The organism is Ruegeria sp. THAF33 (genome assembly GCF_009363615.1).
Classification (GTDB): domain Bacteria; phylum Pseudomonadota; class Alphaproteobacteria; order Rhodobacterales; family Rhodobacteraceae; genus Ruegeria.
This window is the reverse complement of record NZ_CP045384.1, coordinates 1,127,487-1,141,469: the sequence shown is the minus strand read 5'-3', so window position 1 is coordinate 1,141,469 and position 13,983 is coordinate 1,127,487. Positions and strand designations below refer to the sequence as shown.

Annotated in this window: 14 protein-coding genes; 5 read left to right on the top strand and 9 right to left on the bottom strand. The window is 55.5% G+C overall.

Annotated features, from left to right (window positions below; all coding sequences use genetic code 11):
- Positions 1 to 95: 95 nt before the first annotated feature.
- The 3 genes from FIU92_RS05775 to FIU92_RS05765 all read left to right on the top strand — a co-directional run bounded on the left by FIU92_RS05775 (position 96) and on the right by FIU92_RS05765 (position 1,680).
- Positions 96 to 608 (top strand): hypothetical protein, encoded by a 513-nt coding sequence (locus FIU92_RS05775; protein WP_152457658.1) that lies wholly within the window; start codon positions 96 to 98, stop codon positions 606 to 608.
- A gap of 77 nt (positions 609 to 685) precedes the next feature.
- Entirely contained in the window at positions 686 to 1,147 is a 462-nt protein-coding gene (locus tag FIU92_RS05770) for a hypothetical protein (RefSeq protein ID WP_152457657.1), read from the top strand.
- A 53-nt stretch (positions 1,148 to 1,200) separates the two neighbouring features.
- Complete coding sequence (locus FIU92_RS05765; protein WP_152457656.1) at positions 1,201 to 1,680, top strand: helix-turn-helix transcriptional regulator; 480 nt, start codon at positions 1,201 to 1,203, stop codon at positions 1,678 to 1,680.
- Positions 1,681 to 2,020: 340 nt separating this feature from the next.
- Here the strand turns inward: FIU92_RS05765 and FIU92_RS05760 are convergent, their stop codons facing one another.
- From FIU92_RS05760 to FIU92_RS05745, 4 genes are all read right to left on the bottom strand, one after another.
- Entirely contained in the window at positions 2,021 to 2,290 is a 270-nt protein-coding gene (locus FIU92_RS05760) for a DksA/TraR family C4-type zinc finger protein (protein ID WP_152457655.1), read from the bottom strand.
- A gap of 57 nt (positions 2,291 to 2,347) precedes the next feature.
- Positions 2,348 to 3,322 (bottom strand): Gfo/Idh/MocA family protein, encoded by a 975-nt coding sequence (locus FIU92_RS05755; protein ID WP_152457654.1) that lies wholly within the window; start codon positions 3,320 to 3,322, stop codon positions 2,348 to 2,350.
- A gap of 250 nt (positions 3,323 to 3,572) precedes the next feature.
- Entirely contained in the window at positions 3,573 to 4,469 is an 897-nt protein-coding gene (rpoH, locus tag FIU92_RS05750; protein ID WP_152457653.1) for an RNA polymerase sigma factor RpoH, read from the bottom strand.
- Positions 4,470 to 4,614: 145 nt separating this feature from the next.
- A complete protein-coding gene (locus FIU92_RS05745) occupies positions 4,615 to 5,649 on the bottom strand; it encodes an RluA family pseudouridine synthase (protein ID WP_152457652.1) in 1,035 nt (344 codons plus the stop codon).
- Here FIU92_RS05745 and FIU92_RS05740 point away from each other — a divergent pair.
- Positions 5,648 to 5,950 (top strand): DUF6476 family protein, encoded by a 303-nt coding sequence (locus FIU92_RS05740; protein WP_152457651.1) that lies wholly within the window; start codon positions 5,648 to 5,650, stop codon positions 5,948 to 5,950. The genes FIU92_RS05745 and FIU92_RS05740 overlap by 2 nt on opposite strands.
- Positions 5,951 to 5,999: 49 nt before the next feature.
- Here the strand turns inward: FIU92_RS05740 and FIU92_RS05735 are convergent, their stop codons facing one another.
- The 4 genes from FIU92_RS05735 to FIU92_RS05720 form a co-directional block, all read right to left on the bottom strand.
- On the bottom strand, positions 6,000 to 7,895 hold the full coding sequence (locus FIU92_RS05735) for an ATP-grasp fold amidoligase family protein (RefSeq protein ID WP_152457650.1): 1,896 nt from the start codon (positions 7,893 to 7,895) through the stop codon (positions 6,000 to 6,002).
- A gap of 27 nt (positions 7,896 to 7,922) precedes the next feature.
- Complete coding sequence (locus FIU92_RS05730; RefSeq protein WP_152457649.1) at positions 7,923 to 8,975, bottom strand: glycosyltransferase family 2 protein; 1,053 nt, start codon at positions 8,973 to 8,975, stop codon at positions 7,923 to 7,925.
- Positions 8,976 to 8,997: 22 nt separating this feature from the next.
- The gene (locus FIU92_RS05725; protein WP_152457648.1) at positions 8,998 to 9,669 is read right to left on the bottom strand and encodes a class I SAM-dependent methyltransferase; all 672 of its coding nucleotides are present in this window, start codon (positions 9,667 to 9,669) and stop codon (positions 8,998 to 9,000) included.
- Positions 9,670 to 9,763: 94 nt separating this feature from the next.
- Positions 9,764 to 11,647, bottom strand: a complete 1,884-nt coding sequence (locus FIU92_RS05720) for a glycosyltransferase family 2 protein (protein WP_152457647.1) — start codon at positions 11,645 to 11,647, stop codon at positions 9,764 to 9,766.
- A gap of 317 nt (positions 11,648 to 11,964) precedes the next feature.
- Here FIU92_RS05720 and FIU92_RS05715 point away from each other — a divergent pair, with 317 nt between their 5' ends.
- Positions 11,965 to 13,062, top strand: a complete 1,098-nt coding sequence (locus FIU92_RS05715; RefSeq protein WP_152457646.1) for an acyltransferase — start codon at positions 11,965 to 11,967, stop codon at positions 13,060 to 13,062.
- Between the two features lie 148 nt (positions 13,063 to 13,210).
- On the opposite strand, the gene FIU92_RS05710 is transcribed toward FIU92_RS05715, so the two are convergent.
- Positions 13,211 to 13,735 (bottom strand): class I SAM-dependent methyltransferase, encoded by a 525-nt coding sequence (locus tag FIU92_RS05710; RefSeq protein ID WP_152457645.1) that lies wholly within the window; start codon positions 13,733 to 13,735, stop codon positions 13,211 to 13,213.
- Positions 13,736 to 13,983: the final 248 nt, after the last annotated feature.

Here is a 13,983-nt window from a genome sequence, read left to right as displayed (position 1 = left end):
CTCGCGTCCAGTATTCCGATCGTAGTTTTCACTGCATCTAGGCTTCACGGCGCCAATCCGAGCGGCGTTAGATCTTACAAACAGGAAGAATAAACATGCGTACTCTCTTACTCCCTCACAACCCGTTGATCCTTGCAGCCCTAGTCACCGCAGTGTCGTTCCAGCCGCTACTTGCCAAAAGCATCTCGGTTGTTGACCCGAGTACAGGCGAAACCGTTGAGCTGTCCGAAGTGAATTTCGAAGCATTGTCCGAGGAAGAACGTGCCGAAATTCGGGATCAGCTGAAAGAACAGGGAGTCCAGCCCCGCGGCCGTGATCGGAACGCCATTGATATTTCAGAGGTTGAGGTCGTCGACCCTTCAACCGGTGAAACCGTGGCGCTGGGGGATATCGACCACTCGAGCCTGAGCCCCGAAGATCGGCGGAACATCGGCGATCAACTGGCCGAACAAGGGATCCCAGCAAGGCGCGATGGTGAAGGCCGAAGTGCAGAGTCCGGCAGCGAGACGGCTGACTCCGGCGAAAGGGGCGGCAGTGGCGAAGGTCGTGGAGGTCGCGGCGGCGAAGGTCGTGGCGGCCACGGCGGTCAAGGCGGTCCTCGCGGGTAACATAAAGCCACCGCGCACCGGTTGACACGATGCGCGGTAACCACTTAGCCAATGTGCAAATGTACGGGAGCTTTATGATGCGTAGATTATATATCCTCGCAAGCCTGGCGGTGTTCATGCTATTGCACTCGCCGGCGCAGGCTCAGGTTTCCGTTGCTGACGGTGTCATCGCGCGGATTGAGGCCGAAGGTTTCACGGTCGACGAAGTAAAACGGTCTTGGCTCGGCCGCATCGTCATCACCGCGAGTGATCAGAATGAACTGCGCGAAGTGGTGCTGAACCGTACGTCCGGAGAGGTTTTGCGAGACCAAAGGTTCTCAAAGGAAACACATGGCGACGAGCGCCCTGCTCCGCCAGCCAATGAACCAGACAAACGTGCCCAGCCGAGCGAACCAAATGCGCATAGCAGCCCCAAAGGGGCTGGCAAATCCGATAGCCCCAAAGGGGCTGGCAAATCCGATAGCCCCAAAGGGAATGGCAAATCCAGCGGCCCCAAAGGTGGCGGCGGACATGGCGGCCACGGAAAAAACGGTGGGTGATCTGACATGAGGCAACCTGCTGAAACGGAATTGACCTGCACAGAGTGCCGCGCATGATGAACCGTGCATGGGTCGTGTGGACCCTTGTCCTCATCCAGTGCCTGTGTGGTGCGTATTTCCTGTGGGAAATCCTGGCATCTATTTTGGGCATCCCATCGGTTCCGCTACGTTGGAGTGTGCGAGAGCTTGTCGAAGCGGGCGCCAGTATCGGGCTGATACTTGGTGCATTTCTGGGTGTCCGGCTTGCGCTCGTGGCCCAAAAAGCGACATATCGGGCCGAAACTGCCCGCCGGATCACGTCCGGCGAGTTCACAACCGTAGTAGAGGGGTATTTCGAGAAGCTCGGCCTGACCGGCGCGGAAACAGAGATCGCATGGCTTGTTCTGAAGGGGATGTCTATGGCTGAAATCGCCAATCTGAGGCAAACCCGAATTGGAACTGTTAAGGCTCAATGTACTGCGATTTACAGAAAGGCAGGAGTGTCTGGCAAAAGCCAATTGATCTCACAGCTCGTTGAGGACCTCCTGTTCTAGACACAAGTTGGATCAGATCGCGCTATGGCACTCGCTCAAAGCAGCGCATCAACGTCACATAGAAATCCAGAATCTGCTCATCTGCACGCAATAAAAGTCTTGCACGGGAAGTCGAAGACGGACGGTTTACTTGGACATATTGGTGCCGAACAACGGAAAAGATTAGGCTTCTCGGTTCGTGCTAACTAACTTGAGCTTTTAATGATTGGCGTGAACGTCCGCTATCAGAACTACCCAATTTGCAGGGCGCGCGTGCGGCGAACTCCCGCTTTCCGCCCAAACGACAAATGCTGCGCCCATAGCCTGAGTCGCCTTTGGGCTCATCGCGGCCATACCAAGATCACTTCAACTGACTGTCTTTCGATCCACGCCGATTTACACCGCCGCGCGCCTTGAACGCGCCGTCCCGCTCTTGCTGGCAATCCAGGCAGAGCTTTACTCCCGGCAACGCGACGCGACGCTTTTCCGGGATAGGTTCCTCGCATTCGGCACAATGGGCCAGGCTTTCGCCCTGGGGCCGCTTTTGCGCCTGCATCCGCGCCAGTTCATCTGAGATCGACGCTTCGATCTGTTCGCTCACAGCGCCGTCGCGTGCCCAACCTCCGGCCATCGGTATCTCCTGAAATTGTGAAACTCAGGATAGCTGAGCCGTTGGCCGCAACGCAAGTTACAGTGAAACCGCGCCCTCGAATACACGATCAATCACCTCTTGCGTCCCGCGTGAGAATTCCAAAGGGCAAGGATATTCCGCCCCATCCCTGATTGATCGGCAAAAGGCCTCGACCTGCAACTTGTAATGGTCTGCTCCGGGGAAGCGAATGACCTGAACTTCAAGCCCCGGCCGGTGCAGCTCAACCCGAGCCTCGCCAAACACACGCGCATTGAACGGGGTCGTCAGACGGATCAAACCGCTTTCGCCGTGAAATACCATCTCTTGATGGGGATGCATCCGTATGGACACATAGCTGGAATAGGTAAATCCAGGGAACTGCGCGCGAATTTCAGTGAAGATGTCGATATCATCCTGCCAACGGATCGCGGATTGCACCGACACAGGCTCTTGCCCGGTTGCAAAGCGTGCTCCACCGATCACGTAGACCCCGATGTCACGCAATCCTCCGCCGCCCGTTTCCGCACGGTTTCGAATGTTCCGAGTGTCAGAGCGATTGTCGAAACTGAATGCACCGGTCACATGTACCAAATTGCCGATGGCACCATCAGCGATCAGTTTCCTTGCAAGCTGCCATTGAGGGTGATGGACGGTCATGTATGCCTCGGCGGCCAGCAGGCCGCTTTCGTCCCGCTTTTGGATCAATGCGTCGAATTCATCCGCCTTCATGGTCATGGGCTTTTCGCACAGAACATGCTTACCAGCCTTTAAAGCCTTAAGGCTCCATTCCGCATGCATATGATTGGGCAACGGGATGTAGACTGCGTCGATTCCGGCGTCTGCCAACAACGCATCATAGCTGTCAAATACTTGCAAATCTGGGCAAAAGGACTGAAACGGCTCTGCTTTTGCGGCATCCGAGGTTGCCAGCGCGGCCAAGCGCGCGCCATTTGCGGCATGTATCGCCGGGGCCATGTATTCGCGGGCAAATTTCGCGGCACCCAATACACCAAATTGAACCGGTCTTTGCATTGCGCCCTCCGTACTCGGCTTGTTTCAAATTACGCGCTTCCCGAGGGGTCACCAGCGCTCGTTCTGCTGCGAAATCAAAGACAAAACACGTCTTTTTCTAACACAGCTTTCGACCTTCAGCCATTGATTCAGGGCTTTGGTTCAGTTTCCGCCAACATTCGCAAAAAACGCCCCCTGATCATCAGAGGGCGTTTTCCGTTATTGCTTGAACGCAAAGAATCTTCCTGCGAGGCAAGCAGGGGCGCAACTGTTAGCTGACGCCCAGCATGCCTTTTTCCCGCGCCAGATCCCGCATTTTCTTTTGCAGCTTCTCGAACGCGCGCACTTCGATCTGGCGAATGCGCTCTCGGCTTACGTTGTACTGAGTGCTCAACTCCTCGAGCGTGACAGGCTGATCCATCAGACGGCGCTGGGTCAAGATATCCTTTTCCCGATCATTTAGCACATCCAAAGCCGCCGCCAGCAATTGCCGACGTGCTTCCAGTTCATCGCGTGCTTCGTAATCACCGGCCTGATCGGCATCCTCATCCTCAAGCCAGTCCTGCCATTGCATGGTGCCTTCGCCTTCGGACCCGACCGTGGCGTTCAGGGACGCATCGCCACCGGACATCCGGCGGTTCATGCTGATCACTTCTTCTTCGGTCACACCCAGATCAGTGGCGATCTTCTTGACGTTTTCAGGGCGCAGGTCGCCCTCTTCCAGTGCACCGATGCGGGCCTTGGCCTTGCGCAGATTGAAGAACAGCTTTTTCTGCGCCGAGGTCGTGCCCAGTTTCACCAGAGACCAGGACCGCAGGATGTATTCCTGGATCGAGGCACGTATCCACCACATGGCATAGGTCGCCAGACGGAAGCCTTTTTCAGGGTCAAACCGTTTGACCGCCTGCATCAGGCCCACATTGGCCTCGGAAATCACTTCGGCCTGCGGCAGACCATAGCCGCGATAGCCCATGGCGATCTTGGCCGCCAGACGCAGGTGAGACGTCACCATCTTGTGCGCGGCTTCGGTGTCCTGCTCTTCGACCCAGCGTTTGGCCAGCATGTATTCTTCTTCCGGCTCCAGCAGAGGAAACTTGCGGATTTCCTGCATATAGCGATTCAGGCCGCCCTCGGGCGTCGGTGCGGGAAGATTTGCGTAGTTTGCCATTATTGTGTCCCTCCGACAAATGTTTAGATGTTTAACATAGGATATGGGTAAGGAACCCTTCCCATTCAAGAGGTGCTGCTAACAGTCTGGAATTAATCTTACGTTAAGAAAAGGTAAAAAGCCCTTTTTCACAGGAGTTTGCTTATTATGACAGCGGTGCGCGCAGACGTTCGACAAGGCATCGCATATCTTGCGGCAAGTCAGCCTCAAACCGCAGGGATTCACCGGTGACAGGGTGCTCGAATCCCAAAACAGCAGCATGAAGCGCCTGACGGGGAAAAGCGCCTACAAAAGCGGCGGCGGCGGCGGAGAACGCTTTGGCGGACAGCTTGCGCTTGCCGCCATAAACCGGGTCGCCCACCAGCCCGTGCCCTGCGTGGGCCATATGAACGCGGATCTGATGCGTTCGGCCGGTTTCAAGCCAGCACTCGATCAGGGCAAGACCCGCCGGCACACCAAATGTCTCGACAACGCGTGCGCGTGTCACGGCATGCCGCCCGCCATGAAACAGAACCGCCTGTTTTTGACGGTCGGTCTTGTGTCGCGCAAGTTGCGTTGTGACGCGCATGATGTTGCCGGGTTCAAAGCTGATCCCTTTGACACCGCGCAACCGAGGATCGTTGGCATCCGGCACCCCGTAACACACCGCACGGTAATACCGTTCGACGCTATGCGCCGCGAATTGCTCGGCCAGACCGTGATGCGCCGCGTCTGACTTTGCGACCACCAGAAGACCACTGGTTTCCTTATCGATGCGATGCACGATACCGGGGCGTTTCACCCCGCCGACGCCCGACAGATCGTCTCCGCAATGGTGGAGCAAAGCATTCACCAGAGTACCGCTGGGTGATCCCGGCGCAGGGTGTACGACCATGCCTGCGGGTTTGTTGACGACGATTACGTCCGCATCCTCGAAGAGAATCTCGAGCGAGATGTCCTCGGGGCCGATATGGCTGTCTTCGGCCTCGGCCACGGCAATCGTGACCCGCGCCCCTTCCACCACCTTGGCCTTGGGGTCGCGTATCTCGGCACCGTCGATCTGTACCGCGCCCCCTTCGATCAGACGCGCAAGTCGGGTGCGCGACAGGTTTTCCCCGTCTGGCACATCGCGGGAAAGCGCCTTATCAAGGCGAGGCGGCGGATCGGCCGCGATCTGAAACTCAATCTGGCGGGTGCCCATGACTGTCCCTTCCGAACCTCAAGAACCGCAGGAAACTCCGCAACTGCGATTGCTGCGGCGGATGGTCATGCTGTTGACCGCGGTGATGATTGGCGGGGTTCTAGTGACATTCGCCCTGATTGTCATCCGCCTATCGGACCGCACACCCACCTTGCCGGATCAGATCGCGCTGCCCGACGGCGCCCGGGCGCAGGCCCTGACCATCGGGGCAAACTGGTATGCCGTCGCAACCGATGACAATCGCATTCTGATCTTTGACAAAACAACTGGAAAACTGCGCCAGGAAATCGCGGTCGAATAGGCCCTGCCAACTGTTCCGGCGGCATGAAAGATCCGGGGATTGTCCAGCCTCAGCCGGGAAACAGCCGAGTTCCGATCCACGCGGCACCCAGACGCTGATCCAGCGCATCCGACCGCATCTTGTGCTTGCCCGACACCGGCGCCAACATGATGTCACCCAAGCAAATCCTGTCACCAACCGGGAAAAGCTCTACGCTTGCGCATTCAAGGTCTTGCCCCAGGGTTTCAGCGATCCGGATCATGTCTTCAAAACGTTCGGGCCGGGGTTCAACAGTGCTGCTGGTTGGTGAATACAGCTCATCTGCAAGGTAATCGTAGTCGCGATCATGGAGCATCTGGATGCGCCCTCGCCCCCGGTCACGGTCAACCTGCACCAGCTGCACGCGTCCGGCGATTACCCAGAATTTCCAGGTGCCGGCCTGTCGATCCCCGGCGGACAAGTCTTCTTCGATGTAATAGAGGGGCTTTTGCGTGGCGCGCCACCATTCGCCTGTCCAGAACCCTTCGGGCGTTTTTGTCTTGTGCCACGCGGCCAGTTTCTGGTTGGCATCGTCGCGCTGCGTACGATCCAGCGGGAACGACAGGGCCAGCTTGTGACCATGGCTCATCGTTCCTTTCAACCAATACTGGCCGGGCCCGAGGTCGAGTGTCTCGGGCAATGCCGGAATGTGCGCCTCCCACATGCGCTGTGGGCAGGCAAGCAATTCCGAGGCGCTGCCCACGTATTTGGACCGGTCAGAGATCAACGGATCAGGGACTTCGCCAAACAGCTTCATGACCACCAGTTTTTCGGCGAATGTCTTTGGCGCGCGCAGATCGGGTAGAGACCGATGGCTATCCGCATAGTTGTACAAAGACATACCAAGCGCATTCAGCCGCGCAGGATCACTGCCATAGTGTTCCCAACCGCGCGAAAAACCGACGCGTGGCGGGGTGTTGGCGCCATGAAGATTGTCGGCTGCAATTGCGTCGAGATCAGCCTGTGCCGCCTTGAGATAGTCTTCCCTGTTAGAGAGCAGAGCAACGGACACGACGCCGCCGGTGGCGTCGTGGATTTCTTCGGTCGTAGCGCGCAAGGTGGGCAGGTTTGCCGGAAACTCCACCGGTTTGAGGCCCCCACGGCCGTGGCGCGGCAAAGGCGCGTCGCCCGGTCTCACCCCCAGGTTCCTCAGACGTCGGTCCAGAAACGAATGCCGCTTGATCCCGTTTGCAATCCACCATCGCATCCGACGCCCCCACAGATGTACGGCAAGCGTTTCCTCTTTGATATACGCGTCCCTGAACTCTCGGACGTGAATATCATTGGCTTGTCCTGCCCGTCTGAAAGGCAAAGGATAAAAGACCGGTATGGGGCTGGCATGTTTAAGTTCGTCGTGGTGGCGCAGAAACCACGTCATGACACCGGGGCCGTAGACGCTGTGTTCCTGATCTGACGCATGCGGCAACTCCCCAGCCTGTTTCAGGCGTTCCAGTTCTTTCCGTTCTTCCCCTTCAACCCAGGGGCGGATCGGATAGGGATCCTGGCAGTATTCGGAATACGCATTCAACGTGGGGCTGTCGGATGGCAGCCGCATGACGGCATTGCAGATGGTATCACGGTTGAAATACCCAAAGACATGATCTGCCCTTGGTATCGGGGCAAGCGCCAACACATCCGTGTCGCACCACAGAAAGTCCGTTTTCTTCATCAGATGCAATCTGAAGATATCGGATTGGGGCACGGGCGTCTTGAACTGGTTGTTTACGATGAACTGCTTGGGCTCGTGGATTTCGTTTGCCGACACCAGTTCGATACCATCCGGAACGTTGTCGACTTGCCCATAGTGGAACAAAACAACCCTGTGCCCGCATTCGACGAATGACAGCATGCACATCTGCTCCAGAAAGCTCAGGCTGCCTTCCATCCACAGCATCCCAATCGTCGGAAGAGAGTGATCCGCAACCATTCGTCTATTTCTCCAGGGGCTGTTTTGTCAGGAGTCTGTCCGGTTTTCGTCAGTCGAAGACGGCGCGCTGGACGACAGGCGTTCCCTTACGCCACGGTCCTTTGCGACAAAATCCACAGCCGGTTTTTCAAGAAGTTTCTGGTACAGCTCATCATACTCGGGCAGCTTCAGCAGATCGTTGATCAGGGCCTTGTGCCAGCGGAACGCTCTTCTATGCAGCCGTCGAAGCCTGTCGTCAGCGCGAAACTCTTCCAGCACCGCATCCACTTCATCCTTGTACCGCAGGATTGTTTCATCCTTGGCACCGCCACGGTTCCAGCGGTCCCAATATTCGGTTCCAAGTGTCTGCGAGGAATGATTTGCCCGACCTCGGCTGCGCTTGGCCAGATAGGCCTGCGTGGATCTGACGGCATAGTGGTTGATCTGTGCGACTTCAAAACCAAACGGAGGCGAGACATGGTTGCCGAAGGGCGCAGGTTCCGTGGCGTGCCCTCCGGGCACGGACCGGAACACGCCGGCCTGAAGGTCGGCACGGGGGTGCGGGTTGTGCAACCCGAAACGAAGATAGAAATCGCCCTGCCTGAATAGGGATTTGACAAACCGGCGCCCTGCCCCGCCTTGTTCGAAATCCAGTTCACAATCGAAGAATTGCCGCGTCACCAGCGTATCGCGCATAACATGCCGACCACTGTTCGAGAAAATCTTCCAGGGGATGGAGATGACGTCAACGCCGGGCGTTGCCTCGATCAGATCATCAACCCTGTGATTTCCAACGTGAATATTCAGGAACTCATCCGCGTCCCCGACGTATATCCACATTGCGTCTTTCACCACCGGCAAACGCCGTGCCTGTCTCAGCGCAGACCGATGAATCCCTCCGGTTCCAACCCGGTTCCTGTGAAACTCCACATGGCCCAAGTCCTGCAACCGTCTCAGAATCTGGTTGGTACCGTCTGTACAATCATTGGTGTAGACAATGATCCGATCAAACCCCAAAACCTTGTGATGGGCCACCCATTCCAGAATATAGGGACCCTCGTTCTTCATCGCAGTGATGAGGACTTTTTCAGGCTTTTCCATCGCTGCCACTTATCCCCGCCGCCTAGCCGTTCTGACCTTTGCTGTCATCTTGCGGGACAATCTTTTCAATGGCGATCTGCGCGCCGGCAATCGCGCGGATGCGCAACTCTCGGGGGTGCTGGCCCAGAAATTCGTTGACCGCACGGATCACGCCGTCGCCCCACCAGCCGCGGCGGTGGTAGTCGTCGAACGCCATGATCCCCCCAGGTTTGATCTTGGGAAACAAAGCGGCCAGATCAGCGGTCACGCCTTCATACGAATGGTCTCCGTCGACATAGGCGAACGAGATGCTTTCATCATCAAAAAGCTCCAACGCAGGCACCGAAAAATCGCGGATAATACCGACCTTGCCTTCTTCGATCTCGGCCTCGAAAGTCTTTACGACCTTCTGGAAGATGGCCTCCATCTTTTCGTCTTCGGTCCGACCCACAAACGCGGTTGTGTGCGATTCCTCACCAATATGCTTCCACGGGTCGATCAGAAAAAGCTGACTGGGCTCGATCAGTTTCAAGATGGTCGGAGAGAACTCACCCTGCCAGACACCGATTTCAACGGCCAAGCCCCCCTTTGGCAAACGCGAAAGGAATGTTCGGCGGATTGCTTCTTTGCTGTTTTTGCGCTTGGTCGCCTTGTCAGCCTTCGGTTTCTTCTGGCTGCCGGGCGCAACACCGATAACCTTGGATTCGTTTGACATCTCGACCTCACTTGCAGACGGGTATCCCATTCACTCAGAACCCGTTTTGTTCATTGCGCCATGGCTACCACGCCACAGCCTCAAGAACCAGAAGCTATGTTTCCTTTTTGCCAAGCGGTGGCAACTTGTCGATGCCAAGCCACGGTGGCTGCAAGCTGGTTATCCGGTATCGTGCAGCATTGCGCCCGATGAAACTGTTTATCGCCGCATTCATACCCGTATATGACCCGCCTCCGTGACGGCGATAGGATGTGAACGCGATACTGCCCCCGGGGGCAAGAACCCGGTCGATACGGCGCAACAGCTGGGTCATCACCTGCTCTGCCCGCACCCCGCGGATGATGACGACGCCGACGCTTTCGTCTTCAAACAGCTTCAACATCAAAGGGGGCAGCGCCCGGTAGACGTGCAATCGTCCGGCGAGAATGGGATCGCGGAAATATTCCAGCAGCGCATAAAACGTGCGATCCAATTCCTGTAGCTCGGGATCCTGAGTTGCATCCGGACATGTGAAGCCGTCCCATGACAGCCCCCACGGCCCTATGACCGTCAATTTCTCGACAGCGTCCAGATCAAGTATTTCTTCAATGATTTCAGTCTCAACATGCCCGATCAGCACCCAGTTCTTCTTGCCACTGATTGATCGAAGAAAACTCTGCCGCTGGTCTTTTGTTCTTTCAACTTCCGGAGGGACAGCAGGCAGGTAAACAGTATCCTTTGGATCGAATGGCACCGAAACCTGTTTGGCATCCGTAATTTGCGCGTGCTGCGCGGCGGCCTCTTCGTAATCGAACGAGGTTTCGAGGGCATCGAGCCGAACGAACCAAGGAAAATTGTATGGCTTGGAGTTCTCGGGCTTGGACATCTTGCCGAGCCGCGTCCATTTCGCGACCTGGGCAAATGTGATGTCCGGGTCCTTGTACATTTCAGCGTTGAAAGACAGATCGCCATCTTCCATCACGCCGAGGTCCAGCGCCTTGACATAGCGCCCGCTGCGAAAGCGGCTGAACTTAGCGATAAAATCCTGCGCCACCTCGGTTTTTCTGAGGCTTGCGATGCGTTCCTTGTGAAATGCAACTGCCTGATGATGCAATTGCCCCAGAACAGTATCGGATCGCAGCTTTTCATAAACCTCCCGAAGTCGCGCAACTTTGGACAGGATCGAGGTTTCTTCGATGTCGTTATAGCAATGCAGCTTCCAGTAGGCCTGACCTGTTGCCTCCATCTTCGGATGAAAACTCGAGGTATTCACATCCCCGCGCAACCGTTTCATCAGATAGCTTTCCACAGATCTCACCGCATAGTGGTTCATCCGAAAAAGCCTGCGCCCGAACCCGGCGCCCGTTGATGAATACGCCCACCCTCGTCTTCGCATGGCCGGCGGCAACGGATCACCGTCCCCGTCGACCCAGGCAAATCGATCCGCCTTGCTGGGTATCGGACCGCGCGGTCGATGCGTGCTGATTGTGCGATACGATCCGTAGTTGCGAAACAGCGATTTGAACGCCCGCAAGTTGTGAGGACTGACGGCGCCAAGCTCGCCCGCACGGGTGAATTGCTCGACAATGAACCTGTCTTCGAACTCGACGATTCCGTTGTGCCCGAACAGCTGCCAGATTGCGGCAAATCCGTCCGCATGCGGCAATGCACGAAACAAATCGTCCAGTGTTCCGTCGCCGACGCGAATATCAAGAAATTCATCCACATCGCAGACCAATATCCATTCGGCTTCTTTGCACCAGGGGTGTTCCATGGCGTTTGCATAAGCTGAAGCCTGGGGTCCAAATTCCCACGGGCCGGGATTGTCTATATGCGCCAGAAACCCCAGTTCCTGGCATCGCTGGAGGATCGCGTCGGTGCCATCGGAACAATCGTTCGAATTGACGATAAAACGGGTGAAGCCGATCGAAAGATAGTATGCAATCCATTCCAGGATGAACGGCCCTTCGTCTTTCATCGTGGATATGACAAGTCTCATCGCGTCTACCTGTACCCGTGGCCCGCAAATTCAGGATAGCGGGAAAAAACGCATCTTTGCAGATGTATAGCGCGCATCCCTGCCTGCGGCTTTGTTACGGGCCCCGGAAATGCAATGCAAGTGGACGAGCCCGCCGGTTAACTGACTGCCAACTCCAAATTCCGCGGACGATCGCAGCCCCGTGGACAGCGTTCAATGCGTAAGGCTTTATGCTTGAAAACGACAATTTGATTGCCTTCGGGCGCCAACCATTTATAGCTGACGTTCAATGTCGCCAAAGGTTTTTGGCAGCAAGGATGCGGTATCTCGAGTGAATCATGACAGGTAATCTCAAAGATCAAAGGGCGCATGGCCTTGATTCACTGCGCGGTATCGCTGCGTCTGCGGTCGTGTTTGTACACGCAGTGCACATTCATCCACTCGGCGTCTACTACAAAAACTGGGGTGCCGACTACTATGCGATGGGAGTGCCGCTGTTTTTCATAATAAGCGCGATGTCCATGTCGCTAGCTTATCCAAAGGGAGTGTCTTTCGATCGAAGCTGGGCCTATGCCTTGCGCAGATTTTTTCGAATTGCCCCACTCTTCTACGTGATGCTCTTTGCTTGGCTGTATATTGGGGTCCAGGCCGAAACAGGTACGATCCTCAGGAATATTACATTTCTGTTCGGGTTTGTCCCCAGTGAACAAACCAGTCTTGTTCCGGCGGGTTGGTCAATTGGCGTCGAAGCTATCTTCTATCTTCTGTTCCCCTTCCTTTGGATTTGGCGGAACATTTGGTCAGCGGTGTTTCTCTTTTTGCTCGCCTGCTTGGGATGGGGGTATGTAAACTTATCCAGTCAGGGTGAAGTTCCCGATTTTTATTATTGGACCAGCTTTTTCACGAACGCCCCGTACTTTGCGTTGGGTCTGATCGTTTGGTGCGCCTACCGTTGGACACCTAAGTCATACGAGCGCCCCGTCGGCTATTTAGCGCTCGGTGCCGGGATCGCCGGGTTGATTTACATGTATCTGTTTGGCCCGGTTCTTGATCAGGCGCAAACGCTAAACAAACCGGTTCCACTCGCACTGGTTTTGGGCTGGGGCTTCGCCTTTGCAAGCCTAGCGCTATCGCAGGCACTTCGACCCGTTTTTTTTCTCTATAACCCTTTTACCCGCTTTCTTGGAAAGATCAGTTACAGCCTATATCTGATGCATCCGTTTCTTATCTATAACACAAACCTGACCCGATGGGCCGCAACACTTACGGACAATCCGGATCTTGTGGTGCCCATTGTCTGTGTTATTACCCTTGCCGTAGCGATACCTATTGCAACTGTTATCTATTATGCTGTCGAAGTTCCATTCATCCGCCTTGCCCGCCGGATAACCAAGCCTGATTTGAGAAACCAGGCTTCACAACAATTGGCGTCGTGACGGCAGAGCACGCCTACCAAAACAATGCGGAACTATAGCATCAGGGGAACAATCTCGCCTCAATTGCGGGCGATCTCGGTAATGTCAAAAGCGCCGCTTTGCAGTTCAGCCTCAGCCCGAACAACCATAACAGAGTGATTTTTGACGATTACTTCACGAACAATGTCCGGGCGACAGGCGCAGGACATGACGCTTGAAGCACTAGGTTCGCCAGCCCCTCTTTCCCTTTGAAGTGGTCGGAATTGTAATGTGGTTCCATCGTAGACCATTGCCAATCTTCAATGACGAAGATGCCCCCTTCCGACATGCGCGGAAAAACGAGGTTGAACGACAACATCGTTTCCAAATACTGGCGCGAAGCGTCATCTATAGCGAGATCAATCTTCTCGTTGCCGAACTCTGCGTCCAGCAATTCGCCGAACCGACTGATGTTCGCCTGACTTATCCCCTTGCAAAGCCGCACATTATCCTGCCGCGAACACCTGTCGACATACGCCTCAAGGTGAGGCAGATCGCGCGTCGAATATTCAACTGCAACCAGTTTGTCAGGCCGAAATACACAATCGAAGAGAGCAACGCTCCCTCCCTGCCATACTCCTATATCGACGACATTATGAACATCGAACTTCGAGGTACAATCAAGTTCAGCCTCAATCATTTCGCGGGATTTCACCAGCAGAAACTCGTAGTCGCTCGATGCGAATTCATGATACTCTTCAACATCAACCGTGGCGAAAAAATTGACGCCGTCAACGGTACATCTGTTCCGCTCTGAACAGAAAATCGGTTGAACCTTCTTCTATTTCGAACTGCCTGAAATTGAGCGCAAAGCAGTTGAGATGACTTCCTTAAATTTGCTCACCAATATGCCCTTACTTGTTGTAGTGCTGCTTCATCACCTGAAAGTCCCGGGTTTACAAG

Bases quoted from the DNA above. Each gene is read 5' to 3' on its own strand.
- FIU92_RS05775 (WP_152457658.1), top strand. From the start codon at position 96: ATGCGTACTCTCTTACTCCCTCACAACCCGTTGATCCTTGCAGCCCTA.
- FIU92_RS05770 (WP_152457657.1), top strand. From the start codon at position 686: ATGCGTAGATTATATATCCTCGCAAGCCTGGCGGTGTTCATGCTATTG.
- FIU92_RS05765 (WP_152457656.1), top strand. From the start codon at position 1,201: ATGATGAACCGTGCATGGGTCGTGTGGACCCTTGTCCTCATCCAGTGC.
- FIU92_RS05760 (WP_152457655.1), bottom strand. From the start codon at position 2,290: ATGGCCGGAGGTTGGGCACGCGACGGCGCTGTGAGCGAACAGATCGAA.
- FIU92_RS05755 (WP_152457654.1), bottom strand. From the start codon at position 3,322: ATGCAAAGACCGGTTCAATTTGGTGTATTGGGTGCCGCGAAATTTGCC.
- rpoH (WP_152457653.1), bottom strand. From the start codon at position 4,469: ATGGCAAACTACGCAAATCTTCCCGCACCGACGCCCGAGGGCGGCCTG.
- FIU92_RS05740 (WP_152457651.1), top strand. From the start codon at position 5,648: ATGACTGTCCCTTCCGAACCTCAAGAACCGCAGGAAACTCCGCAACTG.
- FIU92_RS05745 (WP_152457652.1), bottom strand. From the start codon at position 5,649: ATGGGCACCCGCCAGATTGAGTTTCAGATCGCGGCCGATCCGCCGCCT.
- FIU92_RS05735 (WP_152457650.1), bottom strand. From the start codon at position 7,895: ATGGTTGCGGATCACTCTCTTCCGACGATTGGGATGCTGTGGATGGAA.
- FIU92_RS05730 (WP_152457649.1), bottom strand. From the start codon at position 8,975: ATGGAAAAGCCTGAAAAAGTCCTCATCACTGCGATGAAGAACGAGGGT.
- FIU92_RS05725 (WP_152457648.1), bottom strand. From the start codon at position 9,669: ATGTCAAACGAATCCAAGGTTATCGGTGTTGCGCCCGGCAGCCAGAAG.
- FIU92_RS05720 (WP_152457647.1), bottom strand. From the start codon at position 11,647: ATGAGACTTGTCATATCCACGATGAAAGACGAAGGGCCGTTCATCCTG.
- FIU92_RS05715 (WP_152457646.1), top strand. From the start codon at position 11,965: ATGACAGGTAATCTCAAAGATCAAAGGGCGCATGGCCTTGATTCACTG.